We start from the raw sequence: 22,427 nt of genomic DNA, 5'->3' as shown, positions 1-22,427 counted from the left end.
AAAACACGCTACCAAAGGATATTTCAGTATCTCTGTTTTTTAGAGGGAATAAACTGGCCCACAGAACGTCTTTGTCTGTGAAAGATGATCGTGTGAAAGGCAAAGACGGACTTGAGTGATGATGCGGACATCAGGCTACAAACCGCTATCCCGGCATTGAGACGATACGCGCGCGTCCTGACCCGCGATCCATCTCAGGCAGATGACCTTGTCCAAGACTGCCTGGAACGTGCCCTCACGCGACTACATCAGGTCCGTGATTTGCCTGATCTTCGCCCGTGGCTGTTCACGATCGCACATCGTCTGAACGTCAATCATTGGCGACGATTACGTCGCTTCGTGTCCCTAACAGACACATCTATCCCTGACACACCACAAAAAGAAGCGCAGATCTCACATCTGGAATGGCAGGATGTGGTGCACGCGTTTGAACGTTTATCCGATGATCACCGCCAGATCATGCTGCTAGTTGGCGTTGAGGGGCTCCAATATGGCGTGGTTGCAGAAATTCTGGACCTGCCAGTGGGGACTGTCATGTCGCGCCTTTCCAGGGCACGCACAGCTCTGCACAATCTTGTCGAACACGAAGAACGCCCTACTCTTCGGAGAGTCAAATGACACAACCTGATCGCCCCGTGACCGAAGATGATCTGCAGGCTTGGGTTGATGGGTTTCTGTCACCTGAACGACTACAGGCAGTCGAGGCATGGCTTGAAAGTCGTCCCGATACATTGCGCCGTGTTTTAGCATGGAAGCGCGAGCGCGATGCCCTTCGCGCAGGACTTGATCCGGAGCTTGAACACCCCCTCCCAGCGCGCTTCAACGTCCCACAGTTGCAGCAACGACAGAGCACCCGCTCAAACATGCCTCGCATGGCAGCTTCAATTGTCCTTGCATTATCCATAGGTTTCGGCAGCGGGTGGTTCCTCCGGGATCGACGCGTACCAGTGGGACTGGCAGCAGTTGAACAGGAAGCGGCGATCGTGCGAAAGGCCAGCCAAGGGAGCACAATTACGGAAGGTAATGTTGCACAACTGGCAGCATGGGGAGGAAGAACACTAGGTCGCCCTGTGCGACCACCGGACCTGTCTGCAGCGGGTTATCGCCTGACGGGAGGACAACTGGTCACAACGGATCATGGGCCAGCTTGCGTTTTTTTCTACAAGGATGACAGCGGCGCCAGAATTTCTCTCTTCGTGCGGCCGATGTATGGCGTGGACGTCACAGCGCCTATGCGTCCGATGCGTCATCTGCCAGGCTATCTTTGGGCGCAAGACGGTTTGGGAATTAGTATGGTAGCAGACACTTCCATGAGTAGCCTGCATACACTGGCTAATCACGCACGAGACCTGATGGGGGGGCCAAGTTAATAGAGGCGATATTTAAAAATAAGAAATATTACCTAGATTAGAAAATAAAATTACTACTTAATTTCAAATTAATCATGAATGTCATGCGTCATATATAAAAAATCTCCGCCCGAATACCCGAGCGGAGACGTAGAAAATTTTCTAAGGATTGCGCGCAATCACTTCATATTTAACAGATCAACGACGCCCCGTCGGACGGCCACCACCGCCACCACGGCGCGCAGCGTCGCCACTGCGTCCACCAGCAGGAGGGCCGGAACGACGGCGGCCACCACCATTTCCACCACCGCCTCGCTGACCGCCACCACCACGACCACCACCAAGCACTGGCGGACGCATTGTGGAATTCTGTGCAGCATCAGAGTGGTACGGATGATCAGTTACGACAGGAATAGCCTTATCGATCTTTTTCTCGATATCCCGAAGCCATGCACGCTGCTCCGCATCGCAGAGTGATACTGCCCAACCATCACGGCCTGCACGCGCCGTACGACCGATACGATGAACGTAAGATTCAGGAACATTTGGCAGATCGTAATTGAAGACGTGAGAAACATCATCAACGTCGATGCCACGTGCGGCAATATCCGTTGCGACCAGAACCTTGATCGTCCCGTTGCGGAAGCCAGCCATGGCACGTTCACGCGCACCCTGGGACTTGTTCCCGTGCAGTGCTTCGGACGTAATGCCGTTCTTGTTCAGGAATTCCGCAACCTTGTTCGCTTCATGCTTCATCAGCGTGAACACGACTGCACGTACGACATTTGAGCTCTCAACGAGCATCAGTGTCGCATCCTTTTTCTTGTCCGTCTCCACGAACATCACAGCCTGACGGATGCGATCAACCGTGCTGGATTCAGGCGTTACCTGAACAGTAGCAGGGTCCTTCAGCAGGGAATGCGCAAGATCGCTGATGGACTGCGGCATCGTTGCCGAGAACAGAACCGTCTGACGACGCGCAGGCAAGAGAGCCATGATGCGGCGGATATCACGAACGAAGCCCATGTCGAGCATACGATCGGCTTCGTCCAACACCAGAACCTCCAGGGCAGAAAGGTCGATGTGACCCTGCCCAACCAGATCCAGCAGACGGCCCGGCGCAGCCACGAGAACATCCACGCCACGGCGCGTTGCTTCGACCTGGCGTCCCTGCCCGACCCCACCGAACACGACTGCATGCGTCAGCTTCATGTGGCGTGCGTATGCAGCAAAGCTCTCGTCGATCTGGGAAGCCAGCTCACGCGTCGGCGCCAGAACCAGCACCCGGACACTCTTGGGAGCTGCCGGACGGCGATGCCGCAGCAGGTAGTCCAGAATTGGCAGCGCGAAGGCAGCTGTCTTACCCGTGCCGGTCTGGGCCAGACCAAGAAGGTCACGGCCTTCCAGAAGGTAGGGAATAGAGCCAGCCTGAATAGGCGTTGGCGTGGTGTAACCTTCTTCAGCAAGTGCTTTCTGAAGTGGCTCGGCAAGTTTGAGCTCTGCGAAACTGGTCATGGACCCCTCCTGAGGGATAACAAGGCCTGGCTCGCACAGCTAGTTCGCACTTTTGAATGCACGAATAAAATGCCTGCTTTGAGCCTAGAAAGTTGATGAAAGACGAGCCTTCAAACTGAGACGCAGACACACAGCTGGACATGTGCAAGAGCCAAAAAAAGCCCTGCACATTGCCCACTTCACTTTTCCCACCAAAGTCAGAGAAGCAAAGCACCGTGTGCTCAATCGACCAGCATGACGAAGAGACCGTCAGCATCTCCCTGCTTTCACACAAGGATATCTGCAAACGGATGTAAGGCAGCTTCCCTTGCCCTGCAAGGGAGTTGAGAGGTCCGATTTCTAAAAAATCATTATTATTTAACGCGTTTTGCAAAATCGCGAACTTCCTGCGCATCAATGATGCACAGAGAGAAAAGAACTGACCCTCTACCCGCGTCGCAGCAGAAAAAGCGCCTGTTCACCGAAAAGGTTTGCGAAGCGGATTGAGCGGCGCCACGGAGCCTTCAATCCATCCTCGTCGATGGCGAGCCACTGCTGCACAATGTAACCCTCCTCCTCACATAACGCGAGAAAATCCCGAATGGTGCATGGATGAATATTGGGCGTGGAATACCAAGGCGTACTCCATACTGATGTCATCGGCATGCGGCCGGTGGTCAGGAGCTGTAAACGCAGTCTCCAATGACCAAAATTCGGAAAGGAGATGATCGCATGACGCCCTATCCGCAACATTTGCCGTAACACCTCCCGGGGACGCTCAACCGCCTGAAGTGTTCTTTGCAGAACAACATAGTCAAACGAGTCATCGGGATAGTAGGACAGATCGTGATCTGCATCTCCATGCATAACCGGCAGACCATGGGCAACGGACTGCGTCACGCTCTGCATGTCGATTTCAATGCCGCGGGCGTCGCAGTTTCGCGTTCGGTACAGATAATCGATGAGCGTGCCGTCACCACTGCCGACGTCCAGAACGCGGGCCCGGGTTGGAATCATCTCCGCAATCAGACGCTGATCCAGCCGCATCAGACACACTCCACTTTCGTCAGACCTGCGTGCTCAGCTGCACCATTCAGGAAACCCCGAACCGTTCGATCCAGATCCGGCTCGTCCAGCAGGAACGCGTCATGCCCACGATCGCTTTCAATTTCCACAAAAGAGACGTTTGCTCCGGCTTTATTCAAAGCCCGCACCAGAAGACGGGACTGAGACGTGGGAAAAAGCCAGTCTGAACTGAAGGACACAACGCAAAAACGCGTCTCGCACTTGCGAAACGGTGCCGAAAGATCGCCATCATGCTCGGCGGCCAGATCAAAATAATCCATCGCCCGCGTTACTGTCAGATACGAATTTGCATCAAACCGGCGCACGAATGTTGAGCCCTGATGCCGCAGATAACTCTCAACTTCGAACATCTCACCAAACAGAGAAGGACTGCTGGCTGCCGGCACGGCCGTTGGAGCTTCACTTCGAACTTTACGTCCGAACTTCCGGCTCAGAGCCTCTTCGGACAGATAAGTTATGTGGGCCATCATCCGGGCGACCCCCAGACCACGCGCCGGAATGGCGCCGAAGTCTCTGTAATGGCCATCATGCCAGTCAGGATCCGCAAAGATCGCCTGACGGCTGACTTCGTTGAATGCAATATTCTGGGCTGAGTGGAACGGCGACGTTGCAATCGGCAAAGCCGCAAAAACGCGCTCTGGATAATCGGCAATCCACGTCAGTGCCTGCATGCCTCCCATGGAGCCGCCCACGACAGCGAAAAGACGCTGGATACCCAGATGGTCCAACAGGCATGCCTGAGAGGCGACGATGTCGTGCATGGTGATGGGAGGAAATTCACTATCCCACGGCCGCCCGGTCTCTGCCCGAATGGACTTCGGACCGGTAGATCCCATGCATCCGCCCAGCACATTGGGGCAGATGACAAAAAATCTGTCCGTATCGATTGGAAGGCCAGGACCAACCATGCGGTTCCACCAGCCTGGCTTGCCAGTTAGTGGATTAGGCTCGGCTAAATACTGATCTCCGGTCAGAGCGTGACAGACCAGTATGGCGTTGCCGCGATCAGGCGCGAGGGTGCCATAGGTGCAGTAAGCAACTTCGAGCGGCGCAAGATGAACGCCACATTCCAGATCCATCCCCTCTTCCAGGTACATGGTCTGATGCGTGTAAACGGGACTATCTTCCTCAAAGGAAGACACACTGCGGTCCATCAGTCTTCCACCTCCGATGCCGACGGGAGGGCGTCGATGCCCTTCGGGGCCGACGGTATGACATTCTCCGCACCCTACGGCAAATCACCCTTCTTATTGACGATAAATTAACGCACTTGAAATTCATTAAGAAACAGTAAAAAACCGTTTCATGCTTCACGCCCTCCCGGATTCATCCAGCCCAGCCGTTTCTGCAGCCTCGGATGCCTTCGCACCAAGTGCGCTCCCAATTCTTGGGTATTCGGGAGTATTTGACGCAACATATTATCTGAAAAGCAATCCGGACCTCCATAACCTCGGAACTGCAGCTCTCCGGCATTATCACCAGCATGGCTGGAGAGAGGGTCGTAAACCCAATCCGTTTTTTGATCCTCACTGGTATGTCGCCCAAAATCGGGATGTTCTGGGAGACCCTCTTTTACATTATGTCACAAAAGGCGAGAAAGAAGGCCGCCGACCAATCGGTTGGTTTGATCCTGGCTGGTACACTCAGACCTACGCCATTCCACAAGGGATGCTGGCGCTCGCTCATTATCTGCTCAACCGCCATACACAGAAACTGAAACCCATTGCTGAGTTTGATCCAGCCTTCTATTTGAAAACCTACCCCGATGTAGCCGCCGCCGGTCTCGACCCGCTGGAACATTACATGATCCAGGGCTTTCGTGAGGCCAGGCAGCCGTTCGAAGGCTTTGATCCGGTTTACTACCGGAAGAATTATCTGCGGCATGCCCCGGAAAGTAACCCGCTTCTTCACTACCTGGAGAACAAGAACCGTTCGGGAATTCATTCCTCATGCCCGGCGAATGAAGTCACTGTCTTTCGGGAAGTTCGGCGGCGTAGCGCGCCAGGCCCTTCATTTGAAGATTTCAACCCACTTCCCCACAGCGCAATCAGACGCGCCCGTGTTCTTGCGTATTACTTGCCCCAATATCATGCCACAGCAGAAAACGACGAATGGTGGGGAAAGGGTTTTACGGAGTGGACCAACACGTCGCGTGCGCTCCCTCGCTTCGCAGACCATTATCAACCCCGCATTCCACGTGACCTGGGTCATTACACTCTGAATTCTCCAGACCTTCTCGACCGTCAGGCCAGAATGGCCAAGGCCGCCGGAATTGAGGGTTTTGTCTTCTATTTTTACTGGTTCAATCAAAAGCGTCTGCTTGATGGGCCGCTGGAAATGCTTCTGGCAAACCCTCAGATTGACCTTCCATTCTGCCTGATGTGGGCCAACGAAAACTGGACCCGCCGCTGGGACGGGTCAGAAGATGATATTCTGATTGCCCAGCACTACAGAGACGCGGATGACATCGCTCTCGTAGATTGCTTCGCCAGACATATGCACGATCCCCGATATATCAGGATTGGTGAGCGTCCCCTCCTCATGGTGTATCGCCCTGGAACCATTCCCAATTCACGCCAAGCCTTTGCGCGCTGGCGTGAACTCTTTCGGGAGAGGCACGGCATTAACCCTATCTTTATTATGGGGCAGGCCTTTGGAGATGAAGACCCTCATTCCTTTGGTGTTGAAGGAGCCATCGAATTTCCTCCCCACAAAGTTGTTTCCGACTGCCGCCTCATCAATGAAAACGTTCAAATTCTTGACGAAGACTTCAGAGGGCAGATCTACGATTACGCCGATATTGTAGAAAATGCGCTCCGACAGCCAAGTCCGTCTTTTCCCCTTATCCGCACAGCGGCACCTTCATGGGATAATGACGCACGACGTCAGGGCAACGGTCTCGTCATGCACGGCTCAACTCCTGAGCTTTATGAGAAATGGCTCAATGGCCTCGTCAATTCAGCGCAGAAACACCGTTTTTTCGGGGAATCTATTGTCTGCGTTAACGCGTGGAATGAATGGGCAGAAGGTGCCTATCTGGAGCCTGACGTTCATTTCGGGAGCGCCTATCTGAATGCAACAGCAAGAGCCTGCACAGGCTTTAAAAGCTCCTCAAATAAGGTGCGCCTGCTGCTGATTGGCCACGATGCCTTCCCGGCTGGAGCCCAAAAACTCCTTCTGGAGACAGGCCGTACATTCCGGCGATCTTTCGGTGTTGATATCCGCTTCGTGCTCCTCGAAGGGGGCGCGATGATGGAAGACTACAGAGCTGTTGCTCCTGTTGAAATCCTGTCTCCCACCTCCAATGACGTGATGGCGCGCCTCAATACGTTGCGGGCAGAAGGTTTTGAATGTGCGATATTGAACAGCGCGGCATCATCCGCCATTGCGCCTGCGCTACATGACAATGCAATCACCTACACATTCCTCATTCATGAGCTCCCTCACCTCCTTCAAAGCCGAGATCTACGGAAAACCATGCGGGACGCATGCGAGGCGGCACAATCAATTGTCGTCCCCGCACACTCCTGTGCAGCGCGCCTGGGATTGGAGAAACACCCTCACATAACGATCCTGCCTCAAGGCCTGTATGATCAGACAACCTTCAACGGGTCTTCCCGGGAAGCGCTCAGATCGCAGTTGGGCCTTAACGCTCAGGATCTGCTGGTCATTGGCGTTGGCTACGCGGATATGCGGAAAGGCTTTGACCTGTTTCTCCAGCTCTGGCGGAAACTCGCCGGGCAAGCACACTGCGTATGGGTCGGTGCGATTGATCCGGTTCTTCAGGATGGTTTGAGAACCGAAATCGATCATGCCCGAGCAAGCGGCACCTTCCATATGCCAGGTCGTGTTCATAACGTCACGGACTGGCTGTCTGCTTCGGACGTCTTTACTTTGACCTCCCGCGAAGACCCCTACCCTTCCGTCGTCCTTGAAGCTCTGGCATCAGGTCTGCCATGCACATCCTTTGCCGATAACGGTGGCATTCCAGAGTTACTTAAAAGCCTTCAAAACGATCCGACGACTTTCAATATGGTCGTTCCGTTCGCAGATGTGAGAGCCATGAGTTTGGCGGCGCTGGAGCTTGCCGAGTGGTCAAAAGCTCGCGGTCAAAACACCCGACAGGCTGCCGCACGCAAACTTGGAAAATCGTTTCTTTTCCGCCCCTATGCCCAGCAACTCCTGCGCTTGGCCGCACCAAAAATTCCGTCAATTTCCGTCGTGGTACCGTCGTATAATTATGCGCGTTATTTAGAAGCCCGGCTCGTCTCTATTTTCACGCAGACATTCCCAGTCCTGGAAATTATCGTCCTTGATGATGCATCCGAGGATAACAGTATCGAAGTCGCCATGGGCACTGCCGCCGAATGGGGGCGTGACGTTCGTATTATTAAAGGAAGACGGTCTTCCGGGTCCGTCTTTGCTCAATGGCAGAAAGCACTCCAACAGGCACAAGGGGAATGGGTCTGGATCGCGGAAGCAGATGACCTTTGCGACCCTCATTTTCTGGAAAAGCTTGTTCACGCTGTGCACCAGTGTCCGAATGCGGTCATGGCGTTCTGCGATAGCCGCTCAATAGATGAGACCGGCGCGCCTCTCTCCGCCTCCTATCAGCCATACTGTGTAGAGGCGGCTGGAAATCTTCTTGAGCATGATGGTCAGTTCAGCGGGCGGGATTTTCTTCAAACATGCCTGTCTGAGCGCAATCTGGTTCTCAATGTCAGCGGCGCAATTTTCCAACGAACGGCCATGCAAGCGGCACTCAGAACGTGCAAAAAAGATTTGAAAACCTTGAAAGTGGCTGGTGACTGGAGAGCCTATCTTGAGTTGCTCGATAGTCCCGACGTTGGCGTTGTCTATGTCAGCGATGCCATGAACATCCATAGACGACATCAGTCGTCTTCGACTCATACGTTAAATCAGACTGCTCATCTCGAAGAAATAAATTTTATGCATGAGCTTTTTGCGAAGCGATTACCTTTTTCGCAAGAGCGGCTTGAGAAGCAAGCTCTCTATCGCCATAAAATCTTCCAGCAGTTCGGCTTGTAATTGATTTGTATAAAATATCATTTTTTAATTACTGAAGAACAAACGATTATTATTTGTATAAATTATAAATCACAAACATATCGAGTGCATGGGCCTTGGGAAATGAGCGTGTCATACCCGCACTGCTGACTGCCAGAAATATCCACCGAAGGGAGGCAACCACAAACTAACGGAGATCGATCCCGATGCCATAGAAAGAAACGCGCCTCGGGTGCCTTTGCCTGCTTGACGGTCAGGCACTTCATGGCCCCCTATGACGCATCTTACTGGGAAATTAGCCATGGCACAGTTATCAATCGGCGATCATGTTTCAGACCTCAAAGGCGCCCATGATGGCAAGCTTGTGGATATTGAAGGTTCCACTGGCTACGTGATGCAAAGCAATGGTGTGGAAGTTGAATTCCCACTGTCTCAGCTGAAGCCTTACGAACCTCCAAAAGTTTCTGAAATTCGAACCTTATCTGGACCTCTTCGGGACAAAGTTTTAAGTCCTGCCCAAAGGACACTACTGGCTTCTGTGCCTGCCTCCCTCATTAATGCGATCGCTAAGAGCTACGATGCGGGCAGCGATGGCGAAGGCTCGCGTCCGCCTTTTACTACTCTGCCAGAGTCAAAAAGACTGGAAGCCATCCGCATTTATCTCCCCACGCTTCCCCAGCGCCTTCTAGCCTCTCATATGAATCTGGTGGTTGCGATGCGTGATGTCGCCAAATCATAAATTATGATCATGGACGAATGCAGTCGTGAGGATGACTGGAAATTCGATGCTTCCACGGAGATAAAAGAGCCGCTGTAGCGCGTTGACCCAGGCCGGCATCACCCGTAGAACTCCGCGTTCTGAAACAGCGAAGCCCAACCAGGCGCAGCATTATTGAGCGCCGGAGGCGCCGCGTGTCCATGTCCATGACTTTCGCCGATCTTTGCTTGGCGCCCACTCTTCTGAGCGCTCTGGCTGAAGAAGGATATGTCACACCTACCCCTATCCAGGCACAGTCAATTCCCATGCTGCTGGAGGGCCGGGACCTATTGGGCATGGCCCAGACAGGTACAGGAAAGACGGCATCTTTTGCTCTTCCACTGTTACACCGCCTCGCGGCTAATCCTCGCACAGCCCCAAAGGGTGGCGCACGCGTCCTCGTGCTCGCACCCACACGCGAGCTTGTCTCCCAGATTGCGGATGGCTTTGAGAGCTTTGGTCGTCATCTGAATCTTCGCGTGACGACGATTTTCGGCGGTGTCAGCCAGTTTCATCAGGTGAATGCACTTGAGAATGGCGTGGACATTATTGTCGCCGCCCCAGGGCGGCTTCTGGATCTTATCGAGCAACACTTATGCGATCTATCGCAGCTTGAAGCGCTTGTACTTGATGAGGCCGACCAGATGCTGGATATGGGCTTCGCAAAACCGATTGAGCGTATCGTCGCAACACTACCGAAAGATCGGCATACCGTTCTGTTTTCGGCCACGATGCCGAAATCTATCGCGGCACTGGTTGAGAGCCTTCTCAATGATCCGGTAAAAGTCGAAATTGCTCCTCCATCAACCACCGTGGACCGCATTGAGCAGTCCGTAATGTTTATGGATGCAGCTCACAAAAAAACGGCTCTCCTGGCCCAGCTTGAAACACAGGATGTGGGTCAGGCCGTTGTTTTCACGCTTCAAAAAAACATTGCCAATGAGGTCTGTGCTTTCCTGACCGAAGCCGGGATTACCGCAGAAGCCTTGCACGGCAACAGGTCCCAGGGCCAGCGGGAACGCGCACTCAGCGCATTCCGTGACGGAACCGTACAAGTCCTCGTTGCCACGGATATCGCCGCCCGCGGCATCGACGTTGACACCGTCACACATGTTTTCAACCACGATCTTCCAAGTCTGCCTGAAAGCTATGTCCATCGTATCGGCCGCACCGGACGTGCCGGGCGCAGTGGTTTCGCCATCACCCTGTGCGATGCCGAACAACGTGCATGGCTACACGATGTGGAACGAGAAATCGGTCGTACATTGACTGTTCACACCGAACATCCATGGCACTCAGAAACCGCACGGCACTCCACCATGCGCGCTCCCGTCTTAGGGGGTGGCCCGGTCAAACAAATCAAACCGCAGGTCAAGCGGGAGCGAAAAGTCTGGACTGAAGAAGAAAAGCTTGCCGCACGTGAGGCCGCCAAGAGAGCCTGAAGCTAATTTAGCTTTCGGTTTTTCTTCGACGCTAACGGATTATAGTAATCCGTTAGCGTCATTGCGGTTTTCATGAAAACCGCTGAGTGATGTCTGATGTCACTCTTCTTCAAGCATCTGCCGATGCTGTTTCTTCAGACAAAATAGCCAGCATCTGGTCGATAATCCGACCACTGGTTCGGGACGCCAGTCGCCCAAATCCCAGGTCCCAGACGCGACAGGCCTGCCCGACAGATGGCCCCCGGCAGGAGGCATGAAGGCTGGTGACACCCGTGTCGCGCAGAAGATCACGCGCATTTCCTACACGCACACCACTTCCCGCCATGATTTCGATACGCCCGGCGGCATGATGCACAATATTCTTCAGAACAGAATGTCCCTTGGGGGCACTAATTGCCTGCCCGGACGTCAGTATTCTTTCAAAACCCAACTCAACCGCCTGATCCACGGCCATGAGCGGGTTAGGCGTGAGGTCAAAGACGCGATGAAGCGTGCGCCCCATTGAACCAGCGGCCTCAGACAGACGCTTCAGGGTCGCGATATCGAGTGTGTGATCGTCCAGAGACGCGCCGAGAACCACACCAGCCAGTCCTGCTGCACGGGCGGCATCAATGTCCGCCAGCATCTGCTCAATTTCCGCTTCGGCAAACACAAAGCCGCCCTCTCGGGGGCGGATCATGGCGTAAACTGGGACCGTCGATTTTGCAGCAAGGTGCATTAGCCCTGCCGAAGGGGTCAGGCCACCCAACGCCAGAGCGGAACACAGTTCAATCCGCGAGACGCCGGGCCGCTGGGCTGTCTGCAACCCAACGGCATCTTCAACACAGATTTCAAGCGTCGGCATAAACGTTCCTTTCCCAGACGGGAGAACGCACAGGCCAACAGAACTCAGTTGTTCCAGCGAATTCCCGGCAATGCCTTCTCCACTTCGGAAACGGGCTTGATCGTTGCACAGTTTCCTTTCGGATGATGGCCTTTCAGCAGCGCCAGCGCAAACGGAACAGAATCAGCCGCAGAGCCGTTCACTGCTCCGTTGTGTGTCAGACCGGAATAGGTCTTCCACGTTACGTTCGTACCTGCGTCACACATGGCCGCCACAGCATTATACTGCTGGGCTACACCAGCTTCATTATCAGCGAGGCCCGTACCCACGAAAACCGGCATCGTCATGTGCGCATCCGGGATGGTGAATGCGTCCTGAAAGTCAGCTTCAAGCCTGGATGTATCACCTGCGTACGCATTGTCTTCGGTGATGTCATGCGCCTCCGTATATCGGAACAGATCGCCAAGGCAGGTCTGACGAGCCTGATGAGACAGGTCCTTGCCCTTGTCCGTCATGTTTGCACGGACATCCACCTCAGGATGCAGGCTCTTCCGGGATCCCTCAATCGTCAGGATACCAAAAGCCGCAGCCATGTGCGGTGGTTCGACATTCAGCCGTGGAAGCGGCTCATGCTTCGGATGATCCGGCAGCTTGAATTGCGTTACGACGCCTGTTGCAACCGTTCCAAGGACATGCAGATCCGGTGCATATTTGGAGGAAAGCCAAGCCGTACCCAACGCAGCGCCACCGCCCTGCGACTGACCAACAAGAATGATACGGTTCTGAAGCGTGCCCTTGTACTGAGCCAGAGCGGCGCGCAACCCGTTCAGAACGCTGTAACCTTCCGGCCGGTACATCAGATACGGATGCGGGCCCGGTGTTCCCAGTCCTTGATAATCACTGGCCACAACGGCAAAGCCCGCCTTCAGCCAATGATCCAGATAGGCACGATCCCGGGAGAGATATCCCCGCCAGGACGGGGCGCAGATATCCGCAATCCCTGTTGTGCCGTGTTCCCATGCCACAACAGGCCAGCCACCTTTAGGGGGCGTACCCTTGGGAAAGATGATCTGACCGGAAACCGTGACGGGATCAGGAGCATTCACCCCACTAATGGACGTATAAAGCGTCCGCACAGCCTGGCCTGCATTCTCCGGCAGCGGACGATCGGTAATAGGCTGCGTGCGGATCATCTGACCCACCGTTGCCGGCACCTGAGCGGGCGGTGTGTAAAAATCGCTGACCCCACCATCACCTAGAGCACGATCCACCTCTGCCATACCTGCAGGCTTTGCAGTCTGGGCAGGTTCGGCACAGGCCGCGAGAGACAGGAGTGTGGCAGCGCTGAGGGCAGCGCGGAAAGAAAGCTTCATTATGGTCTCCAGCAGATCGAGGCAGATATTACTGACCAACGGCCACGCCGTCACGGTGCGGGTCACCCCAGCCCGTAAGGCCGTCCGGATGAATGGTGATGCCCTGCACGGCGGCATTCATGACGTCAATTTTCGGGTGATGCCCCATGGCACTTAAAGCCGAAGCAAGCCCGGCGGCAGATGTGCCCTGCTCCAGTTCCTCGGCATGGTTCTGGGCGCCAATCCGAGGCTGCTCAATAGCCGTGCGGATATTTTGTCCCCACGCCAGATAGCCCACCAGCGTCTGCACGACGGAATCAATAATCCGGGCACCACCGCCCGCACCAACGATGACTTCAGGCTGCCCGTTCTGCCCAAAGACGATGGTTGGAGACATGGTGGTGATAGGGCGCTTCCCCGGTGCTGCGATATTGGCCGCGGGCTGCCCATTCACGAAAGGATGCGACGCAAAATTCGTGATGGCATTATTCAGGACGACACCATCCACAATGATATCCGATCCGAAATTCAGATTGATCGTGGTTGTGAAAGACAGCGCATTGCCAGATGCATCACGGATGGACAGATGCGTTGTTGCAGGTACAGTCATCGGGTCTGACGATGGCAAAAGCGCCAGCTTCCCGGCAAGTTGTCCTGCCACCACGCGGTTGGCCGCTTCACCTGTTGAAACAAGCTTTGCCCGGCGGTCGAGATACGCTGGATCAAGCATAGCTGCCGTATCCACGCGCGTGTAATCCGGATCCGCAGCATATTTCCGGCGATCGGCCTCGGCCAGACGGGAGGCTTCAAGCAGCAGGTGGGCGGCTTCCACACTGCCCGGCTTGTACTGACCAATGTTCAGACGATCCAGAATGGCAAGCTGTTGCAGAACGGACAGTCCACCCGCAACCGGGGGAGCCGCGGAGCAAATGCGACGATTAAAGGCCGTAACACACAGAGGGGCCCGCTCACGCACCTTGTAGTTCTTCAAATCCGCAGGAGACAGCGCCCCCGGATAAGCGCCACTCGTAACCGCAGCGGACAGCTTTTTCGCAAAAGCGCCCGTATAGAAGTACTCCGCTCCATCGTGCGCTACATGTTCAAGCGTGCCTGCCAGGTCGGCATTGTGCAGGATCGTACCTTTAGGCAGCGGCTGACCACTGGCATCAAAATATGCCGAAAACTGCGGTTCTTTCGCGAGTTCCGGACGTTCGGTCAGGACAAGATGCAGATATCCGGCAAGCGGAAAGCCGTCTCTGGCAGCTGAAATTGCGGGCTGAAAAAGGTCGCTCCAAGGCAGCTTGCCATAGCGCTCATGCAGAAGTGCTAGGGTTCGCAAGGTCCCGGGAACGCCAACCACACGGCCCGTCCGCTGCAATGTCACTTCCGGAATCCGAACACCATTGCGGTCATGCATGTAGTCCCGATGCATGCCGGCCGGGGCACTGGCCAGACCGTCAAAGAAGCTTAGATGATCGGCCGCCTTGTCCCAGTACAAGATTGTGGAACCACCACCCAGACCGGAAGCCTGGGGCTCCACCACGGCCAGAACCATCTGGGCCGCAATGGCAGCATCGACTGCACTTCCACCCTTCTGCAGAACATCAGAAGCCGCACGTGATGCCATGGGATTGGCTGTGGCAGCCATAAAATCATGGGCCACTGTGGGCTGGGATACAGGCTGAACAGGTTGAAGCTGATGTGCACAGGCGCTCAGTCCGAGGGCCGTTGCTCCAAGCAGGCCGACAAGAACCGGGGTTCTGGCAGAAAGCTTTCTTTGGGAGAGAGCCGCACTTCTGATACGCATGGAAAACATCAACCTTCAGTTCCTGATCGGGAGCATCTACGTCAAACCGTTACGGTCTTCGATCTCTTCGATAAATGCTGTTATGGTGCGATAATTACTAATCTGCGGTTTGCAATGAACGTTTTTCAGGCCATGACGACCTTTATCGCGGTCGTTGAAACAGGAAGCATGACGTCTGCCGCAGAGCGATGCGGCATCTCACCCACAATGGTGGGCAATTACGTGCGCCTGCTGGAGGAGCGACTGGGCACCAGCCTGCTGAGACGCACAACGCGTCGACAGAGCCTGACTGCATTCGGGGCCGTCTATTTCGCCAAATGCCAGAAAATTCTCAGCATGCTCGACGAAACGGAGCGTATGGCGGAAGCCGCCCAGAGTCTGCCGTCTGGCACCCTGAGGATTACCGCTCCGGTCACGTATGGCACACAAAGCATCACGCCCTGCATCGCGGATTACCTGAACGAGCATCCCTCCGTGGATATCGATCTTGTCCTGACGGAACGCAGCGTTGATCTGACGCATGAGAAGTTCGATATCGCCATCAGACTGGGCGTGCCGGAGCCTTCCTCCCTGATCTGTCGTCGGCTCTCCAACTACACCATGACGCTTTGCGCCTCGCCAGCGTATCTTTCGCGCCGTGAAGAGCTTCTAACGCCTCAGCAACTGGCCACACATGACGCTCTGGCCTTTTCCTATACCCCCGCATCACCTTGGCACTGGGCTCGACGGGAATGGCATTTTGAAGGACCCCAAGGCCATGTCTCGGTAGAAATGCACCGCAAGGGTCTTTTCAATAACACGCAGGCCATGCGCCGCGCCGCGCTATCGGGCATGGGAATTGCCATGCTGCCCTCAGATCTGGTGCGCGAAGATATCCGGGACGGAAAACTCCAGGCCCTGCTTCCGGATTATACGCTTCCGTCTCGGCCTATTTATCTTCTGTATCACAAGGAGCGCTACACCGCGCCGACACTGCGTTCGTTCATTCAGTTCCTGATCCAGAAACTCGGGGGCATCCAGGGTTGATGGCGAAGACGGGTACCCTGTTCCAAAAAAAGCCAGATCAGGCTGTTATTGCTTCGATCATTGGCAATATCATCGAGTACTACGACTTCGTCATTTACGCGTATTTTTCCGCCTCGATTGGCCGAACCTTTTTTCCGTCGGGTCTTCCGCTGTCGCAGCTTGGCCTTTCTCTTGCAACGTTCGGCCTGACGCTTCTTGCCCGCCCGCTCGGAGCTATCGTACTGGGCAATTATGCAGATCGGCGGGGGCGCGTCCCCACCATGATGATCTGCATTCTTCTCATGGCGGCAGGCAGTCTACTCCTCACCGTAACGCCATCTTACGCCAGCATCGGCATTGCGGCACCTGTTCTGATTGTCGTGGCTCGGCTTATTCACGGCTTCTCGCTTGGCGGCGAATTTGGCAGCGCAACATCTTTTCTGATCGAGCATGCGCCCCACCATGAAGCGCGTGCTGCAAGCTGGCAGGCTATCGGGCAAATTACGGCCTCTCTCTGCGCTGCCACTGTCGTCCTTGTTCTGAACCTGTGCCTCCCGACAGCAGCATTCAACGACTATGCCTTTCGTATCGCCACAGGACTTGGTGCGGCAGTGGGCACGGGTGGGTTGATTCTACGCCTGATCCTGAACCGTCAGAACCCGCCAACACGTCAGCCCGCTCCTGCTGTTGTGGCACCTTTTTTCCAGTCTGACACGATCCTGCGGACTGCCCTCATCATGGGGTCTGTCGCGCTTGGAAGCGGTATCACATACCTCGGACTCTACATGCCGCATTATGCGCGCAGCCAATACAGTCTCTCGAGTATCAGCACGTCCCTTGCGCCACTCCTGACGTATGGCGGCCAGCTGCTTTTCACGCCCCTGCGCTGGAAGCTGGCAGACCGCTTTGACAGAACACACAGCATCCGTCCCATGCTTCTGTCCTGCGCCTTTTTAATCCTTCTGCCGTTGCCTGCATTTCAGTTGATTCGCATTGCTCCGGCTACAGTGCTGCTCATGCCGCTGATCTTCAATCTCAGCGGGCTTTTCTATTTTGCAGCCCTCGATGGCTTCATCGGACAGATCTTCCCCAGCGAACGGCGAGGGCGTGGCCTCACCATGGGATATTCATTCGGCGTAGTGCTGTTCGGAGGCCTCGCCCCCATGACCAACGCCGCGCTGATTGCCTGGAGCGGAATGAACCATGCTCCGGCACTTTATATGATCCTGACGGCCATTATTTCTTTCATGAGCGTGCTTTTGGCCAAGCCTTTGCTGACACGCCGCTCCTGACACAGGCATCCCTTCAGACAAAAATTGAAACTATCAATTTTTTCTTTGGAATGTTCTTATAATTCTCTCCTTTATCTTCGTTTACCAAATTCATAACGCTATCGAAGCGTTAGTCTCCTGCAGAATGAGTTCCAGAAATGTCTTCCTGTACTTTCTCTCCCAGTCGCTCCAGCCGTTCCGGAATGTCCGTTCCGCTTAACGCTCTTTTCGGGCCGGGAAAGAAAGCTCTTGCGGCAGCTACGTTTCTGAGCGGTCTTTCCGTTACTGTTCCAACGGCCTATGCCGCAACGTCTGCGACAACGGAGCCTACGAAGCACCGTGCGCATGCGGCACGCACAGAAGTCGAAGCAGGCAAAGAGTCCATCAGCGTCACAGGAACACATCATCAGCCTGGCGGTGGCATGATGCGCGCCGAAACAGCATCCCGCGCTGTACAGACCGTGACGCAGAACTATATCGAAATGCAGAGCCCGACGAGCAGCCCGCTCGACCTGATTGCCAATCTGCCGAGCGTGAACATCACGACACCGGACCCGAGCGGCAATGAAGGCGGCTCCATGCAGAGCCGCGGTCTGTATGACAACGATATCGGAATCATGCTGAATGGCATGCCGATTGCAAACGGCGGCACGTCATCGGCCTCAAACTTCGTCCAGAACTACATCGACAGCAACAACATCTCTGCCGAGAGCATGAGCCCAGGCTCCATCTCCGTGGAAGATCCGGTAACTTCAGCGGGCGCAGGCGCCCTGAGCATCACCACGCGCGCCCCCTCCAAGAAATTTGGCGGCCTGGTGTCCGGCAGCTACGGGTCCTTTAACCGCACACGAGGCTTCATCCGTGTGGACTCCGGTGAAATCGGGCATACCGGAATCACAAGCTATGCGTCGTTTTCCAACACCCACTCCGATGCATGGCGCGGGTCGGGCGACAGCGATCGCAAGCATATGGATTTCCGTGCCCAGAAGCTGATTGGCAACCGAAGCTCCATTGATCTGTTCGCCGGATATAACCACTCACACTACTACCTGAACCGTTATCCAACACTGGCAAACTTCCAGAACGACAAGCATGGACGTCCGGTCTCCACGCCTCTGAGCTACAATGCCCAGTTCAGCGCCACGTCTCCGAGCAGCTATTATGGCGTGCACGGTACGGACAAGGACCAGTTCTACATCTCCATGCCGATGAAGTTTGCGCTGAACAACACCTTCACGCTGAACATCTCACCATACTACGAGCGCTCCGACATTACGTTGAACAGTGCATCCCGTTTGCAGGAAGGCTATACTTATGCCGGATCAGCGCTTCAGCGGGTTGACCTGAACGGCGACGGCAAGATCAGCACGGCGACGCGTGCCGCAGTGTCCACAAACTCCATGTCCGTGACCCAGCAGGGCGGCGTTGTTGCTGCACTGGGTTGGCACTCCGAGAATAACGACGGTCAAATCGGCTACTGGCACGAGGAATATCGTTATTCCCTGAAGACGCCTATGTCCAAGATGAATCAGACAACGGGTGCGCAGCCGTCTGACACGGACAAGTCGTCCTACTACCGTACAACCAGCGGCAGCATTTACAATTCCGTTGACTACCTAGGGTCTTACAGCCTGAACTCGGGCTTCCTGGAAGACACGGTCCACCTGCTGAACCGCAAGATGAACATCACAGCCGGCATCAAGGTGACGTCCATGACGCTGGAAGGTCAGGACTACCTGCCCAGCACGGCCAGCCACACCAATCACACCTATGTCTCGCCGACGCCGCGCTTTTCCTGGTCGTACAATTTCGCACCTCATCATCAGCTTTACATCAATGCTGAAGGCGATTTCCGTGCACCCTCCCCGATCAACATGATCTCGCGCTACAGCACCAGCACAGGTAAAATGACAACATCGGGTGCAGGGGCAAAGCCGCAGTACTCGATCAAGGAAGAACTGGGCTATCGTTACAGCGACGATCTGTTCCTGGCTGATATCAGCTTCTTCAACATGAACGTCTCCAACCGTCTGCTGTCCGTTAACATGTTCAGCAATGACGTTCAGGTCAGCCAGACCATCAATGCAGGTGGCGAAACAATCCGCGGCGTGGATGTCATGCTGTCCACCCGCCCACTGTTCCATCGCTTCAGCCCGTATTTCGCGTTCGAATACCTGCACACAACGATGGACAACAACCTGCAGACCACGGCAGACGATGGCTCCGTTGACTATCTACGGACCAAGGGCAAGACGGCCGTCATGTCTCCGAAGTTCTCAGGCAGCGTTGGCCTGACCTATAATGAAGGCCCGTTCTTCATGAATGCCAGCGTGCACTACACGTCCAAGCAGGCATCGTCCTTCATGAACGATCAGTACATGCCGTCTTACTTCTCAGACTCCCTGACGCTTGGCTATCATCTGCCCAAGTTCTTCATTGCGCAGTCCCCCACCTTCAAGCTGAACTTCACCAACCTGACCAGCCAGTACAAGCTGGGTGGCGTCTATTACTTCTCGAATAATGCCCGGGCGACAACGGGTGTCTATGGCCACAAGATCGGCGCGGACACGGCACCGACCTATTATATCATGCCGCCATTCGCGATGATGGGCACACTGTCCACATCATTCTGATCAGCTTCAGTACACCGAGACTGGATAAATAAAAAAGGGCCCCCGGATGTCTATCCGGGGGCCCTTTCTCATTGTCAGGAAGCCGCTTCTTCTTCTGAAGAGTTCAGTATTCTTGGAAATGCCTCTGGATTAAAAATCGCCAGAAGGATAGCGGTTAGCGTAATGACAATGGCAATTGGCGTTAGAACGCCGAACCCACTCCAGGTTAGCACCTGACCACCAAGTGCCGATCCAAGCAAAATCCCAAGATTGCTCCCGCCGTTGATCGCTGCTCCCGCCACATCCGGGCGTGTCGCTCTCGCACGAATTGCGCCGGACATCACAAATGGAATGAGTGCTGAATAGCCGGTACACCAAAGCGCAACAGATGCAACAGAACCCCAGCCAGACAGAATGTGACCATACATGAGGCCCATTCCGATAAGCATGGCCATTCCGCCTGCCAACATGCCCGCAGCTGGCCAACGATCAACAATCTGACCCGCCCCCCATAGCCCTAGAATACTCACGGCACCTGTCAACAAGAGAGCGATACTCAGAGCACTTTTGGGCAGACCATGCGCCAGAAGAAGTGGTGTAACATAAGTATAAAGCATGTTGTGAGCTACGAAAAAGATCGCATCAATGGCCACAACTATGAGAAAGATCTTCATAGCCTTGCGTGACCCCACCGATGGCAGGTTCGTGCTGGCATCTCCAGACGTTACGACTGGCGGCAGGAAAACAGCAATGCAAACCGTCAGCAGGACGGCAATACCAGTCATCACAAGCATGGCAATACGCCAGCTTGCAAAATGGCCAATGGCCGCGGCCCCAGGCACACCTAAAATTGAACCAAGAGAGGTCCCACCATATACAAACGAAATAGCTCTTCCCGTCATCTTGGGTGGGACAAGCCGGGCAGCATAGGCAGAGACGATTGACATCAGCAGGGCGTGGGCGATTCCACCGATAGCGCGCCCAGCACATAGAACTAGAAATGTCGGAGCAATGGCTGCAATCAAATTGGAAAGAACATATCCTCCCAAAGAAAGGAGCATGAGTTTCTTACGGTCAACTTTTGCAGTCAGGATGGTCAGAGGCACTGCACCCAAAGCAACCATAAGAGCAAAAGCACTTACAGCCAGTCCTGCCTGCCCTTCTGTGATGCTAAAACCCTGCGCCATATCGATCAGTAGACCAACAGGTGCCACTTCACTTGTCAGTGCCGTAAACGTGCACGCGAATAGTGCACACAAACCAATAATGGTCTGCTTGGGAAGAGTTTTGAAAAGCATAATTTCCCTGAATACAGTGCAGCATTAATCGCGTTGGACAGACGCGCCTTCTGCCATGCTTTCTTCCAAAACAAAACGAAAGAAATAAAGTTCACTTAAGGTTCTTTTTTCTCTCGTTACCAACATTATGTTACACAATGAAAGTACTTATCGGCTGTAGCCGACCAGCCTCACATCAGAAATTTTGTAACTCATGACAATGTGAACGTCGCATTGCGGGATAATGGTTAGCGTTCTTTCGGATATATCGGGGCTCATGAAATGCTTTTGTTGCTATTGCGTCGCAGTTGCGACAAAATCCACTACCAACCAATCATTTCATAAGATGGTTCTAACGATCTACAGACCGGAGAAAGACTTCAATGACCTTCGCACGCTTAAAGCGGCTCGCATTTGTAACGGGATCAATGGCTCTTACCCCTTCCCTGGCATTCTCAGCAGAGACAGCTACCGCACCCCTCACAGGAACTGACGGAAAAACGGTTGGCACTGCACAGATTATTGAGGCTCCAAAGGGCGTTGTGCTCCACATTGAAGTCAGTGGACTGACACCTGGCTGGCATGGCATGCACTTTCATGAAAAAGGAAATTGCAGCGCACCTGCATTTACCAGCGCGGGCTCGCATGTGCACACCACAAAACCAGTTACGCACGGGCTACTCAATGCCGGAGAAAATGACTCTGGGGACCTTCCGAACATTTTTGCGGATAGCGACGGAACGGCCAAAGCTGAAGTTTATTCAACTTTTGTATCTTTGAAGGGTAAAGACGGTCGTCCGGCTCTGTTGGATGCTGACGGTTCGTCTCTTGTCATTCATGCTTCTGCTGATGACTACCGGACTCAACCGATTGGTGGTTCGGGGTCTCGCGTGACGTGTGGTGTAGTTCGATAGAGAAAAACGCCCCCCCCCCGCTGTCTCGATGAGATAGCGGGGGTTTAAAATTCGTCTGTTTCCTATGTGTTTCCTGCGGTGGAATTCCGGACGCAAAAAAGCCGCCTCTGGGGGCGGCATTTTTTGTTAGATATCAGTATGTTCGGTATGGTTGCGGGGGTAGGATTTGAACCTACGGCCTTCAGGTTATGAGCCTGACGAGCTACCGGG

16 protein-coding genes are annotated in these 22,427 nt (G+C 54.4%); 9 read left to right on the top strand and 7 right to left on the bottom strand.

Annotated elements, in window-relative coordinates; translation table 11 throughout:
* The first annotated feature begins 111 nt into the window (after window positions 1–111).
* Both R5H23_RS00080 and R5H23_RS00075 read left to right on the top strand, forming a co-directional pair.
* Complete coding sequence (locus R5H23_RS00080) at window positions 112–618, top strand: sigma-70 family RNA polymerase sigma factor (RefSeq protein WP_317213829.1); 507 nt, start codon at window positions 112–114, stop codon at window positions 616–618.
* Window positions 615–1,370 carry an anti-sigma factor gene (locus R5H23_RS00075; protein WP_317213828.1) on the top strand — a complete coding sequence of 252 codons (756 nt, stop codon included), beginning with the start codon at window positions 615–617 and terminating at the stop codon, window positions 1,368–1,370. Before R5H23_RS00080 ends, R5H23_RS00075 begins: the two co-directional genes overlap by 4 nt.
* A gap of 177 nt (window positions 1,371–1,547) precedes the next feature.
* On the opposite strand, the gene R5H23_RS00070 is transcribed toward R5H23_RS00075, so the two are convergent.
* From R5H23_RS00070 to R5H23_RS00060, 3 genes are all read right to left on the bottom strand, one after another.
* On the bottom strand, window positions 1,548–2,864 hold the full coding sequence (locus tag R5H23_RS00070) for a DEAD/DEAH box helicase (RefSeq protein ID WP_211497284.1): 1,317 nt from the start codon (window positions 2,862–2,864) through the stop codon (window positions 1,548–1,550).
* 426 nt (window positions 2,865–3,290) lie between these two features.
* Window positions 3,291–3,890 (bottom strand): methionine biosynthesis protein MetW, encoded by a 600-nt coding sequence (metW, locus tag R5H23_RS00065; protein WP_064273068.1) that lies wholly within the window; start codon window positions 3,888–3,890, stop codon window positions 3,291–3,293.
* Window positions 3,890–5,083 carry a homoserine O-acetyltransferase gene (locus tag R5H23_RS00060; RefSeq protein ID WP_086634262.1) on the bottom strand — a complete coding sequence of 398 codons (1,194 nt, stop codon included), beginning with the start codon at window positions 5,081–5,083 and terminating at the stop codon, window positions 3,890–3,892. The genes metW and R5H23_RS00060 overlap by 1 nt, the downstream gene beginning before the upstream one ends.
* Window positions 5,084–5,234: 151 nt before the next feature.
* On the opposite strand from R5H23_RS00060, the gene R5H23_RS00055 reads away from it, so the two are divergent.
* The 3 genes from R5H23_RS00055 (at window position 5,235) to R5H23_RS00045 (ending at window position 11,156) form a co-directional block, all read left to right on the top strand.
* A complete protein-coding gene (locus R5H23_RS00055) occupies window positions 5,235–8,978 on the top strand; it encodes a glycoside hydrolase family 99-like domain-containing protein (RefSeq protein ID WP_317213825.1) in 3,744 nt (1,247 codons plus the stop codon).
* A 280-nt stretch (window positions 8,979–9,258) separates the two neighbouring features.
* Entirely contained in the window at window positions 9,259–9,696 is a 438-nt protein-coding gene (locus R5H23_RS00050; protein WP_317213823.1) for a hypothetical protein, read from the top strand.
* Window positions 9,697–9,875: 179 nt separating this feature from the next.
* Entirely contained in the window at window positions 9,876–11,156 is a 1,281-nt protein-coding gene (locus R5H23_RS00045) for a DEAD/DEAH box helicase (RefSeq protein WP_317213821.1), read from the top strand.
* Window positions 11,157–11,265: 109 nt separating this feature from the next.
* Here R5H23_RS00045 and R5H23_RS00040 read toward each other — a convergent pair whose 3' ends face one another.
* Genes R5H23_RS00040 through ggt form a run of 3 tightly spaced genes read right to left on the bottom strand, consistent with a single transcriptional unit; the run spans window position 11,266 to window position 15,147 of the window.
* Window positions 11,266–12,000, bottom strand: a complete 735-nt coding sequence (locus tag R5H23_RS00040) for a copper homeostasis protein CutC (RefSeq protein ID WP_317213819.1) — start codon at window positions 11,998–12,000, stop codon at window positions 11,266–11,268.
* 44 nt (window positions 12,001–12,044) lie between these two features.
* The gene (locus R5H23_RS00035) at window positions 12,045–13,352 is read right to left on the bottom strand and encodes a lipase family protein (RefSeq protein WP_317213817.1); all 1,308 of its coding nucleotides are present in this window, start codon (window positions 13,350–13,352) and stop codon (window positions 12,045–12,047) included.
* Window positions 13,353–13,380: 28 nt separating this feature from the next.
* Window positions 13,381–15,147, bottom strand: a complete 1,767-nt coding sequence (gene ggt, locus R5H23_RS00030) for a gamma-glutamyltransferase (protein ID WP_252348080.1) — start codon at window positions 15,145–15,147, stop codon at window positions 13,381–13,383.
* Window positions 15,148–15,270: 123 nt separating this feature from the next.
* Between ggt and R5H23_RS00025 the strand changes: the two genes are divergently transcribed.
* The 3 genes from R5H23_RS00025 (at window position 15,271) to R5H23_RS00015 (ending at window position 20,047) form a co-directional block, all read left to right on the top strand.
* On the top strand, window positions 15,271–16,164 hold the full coding sequence (locus R5H23_RS00025) for a LysR family transcriptional regulator (protein WP_244591126.1): 894 nt from the start codon (window positions 15,271–15,273) through the stop codon (window positions 16,162–16,164).
* Entirely contained in the window at window positions 16,164–17,435 is a 1,272-nt protein-coding gene (locus tag R5H23_RS00020; RefSeq protein ID WP_215766828.1) for an MFS transporter, read from the top strand. Before R5H23_RS00025 ends, R5H23_RS00020 begins: the two co-directional genes overlap by 1 nt.
* Before the next feature lie 137 nt (window positions 17,436–17,572).
* Entirely contained in the window at window positions 17,573–20,047 is a 2,475-nt protein-coding gene (locus tag R5H23_RS00015) for a TonB-dependent receptor (protein ID WP_086634254.1), read from the top strand.
* A 74-nt stretch (window positions 20,048–20,121) separates the two neighbouring features.
* On the opposite strand, the gene R5H23_RS00010 is transcribed toward R5H23_RS00015, so the two are convergent.
* Entirely contained in the window at window positions 20,122–21,324 is a 1,203-nt protein-coding gene (locus R5H23_RS00010) for an MFS transporter (RefSeq protein WP_317213804.1), read from the bottom strand.
* A gap of 362 nt (window positions 21,325–21,686) precedes the next feature.
* Between R5H23_RS00010 and sodC the strand changes: the two genes are divergently transcribed.
* A complete protein-coding gene (sodC, locus tag R5H23_RS00005; RefSeq protein ID WP_317213802.1) occupies window positions 21,687–22,217 on the top strand; it encodes a superoxide dismutase[Cu-Zn] in 531 nt (176 codons plus the stop codon).
* Window positions 22,218–22,427: the final 210 nt, after the last annotated feature.

The organism is Gluconobacter sp. GP1 (assembly GCF_032913585.1).
GTDB lineage: Bacteria > Pseudomonadota > Alphaproteobacteria > Acetobacterales > Acetobacteraceae > Gluconobacter > Gluconobacter cerinus.
The sequence above is the reverse complement of the archived record's forward strand: the minus strand, read 5'-3'. Positions and strand labels throughout refer to the sequence as shown.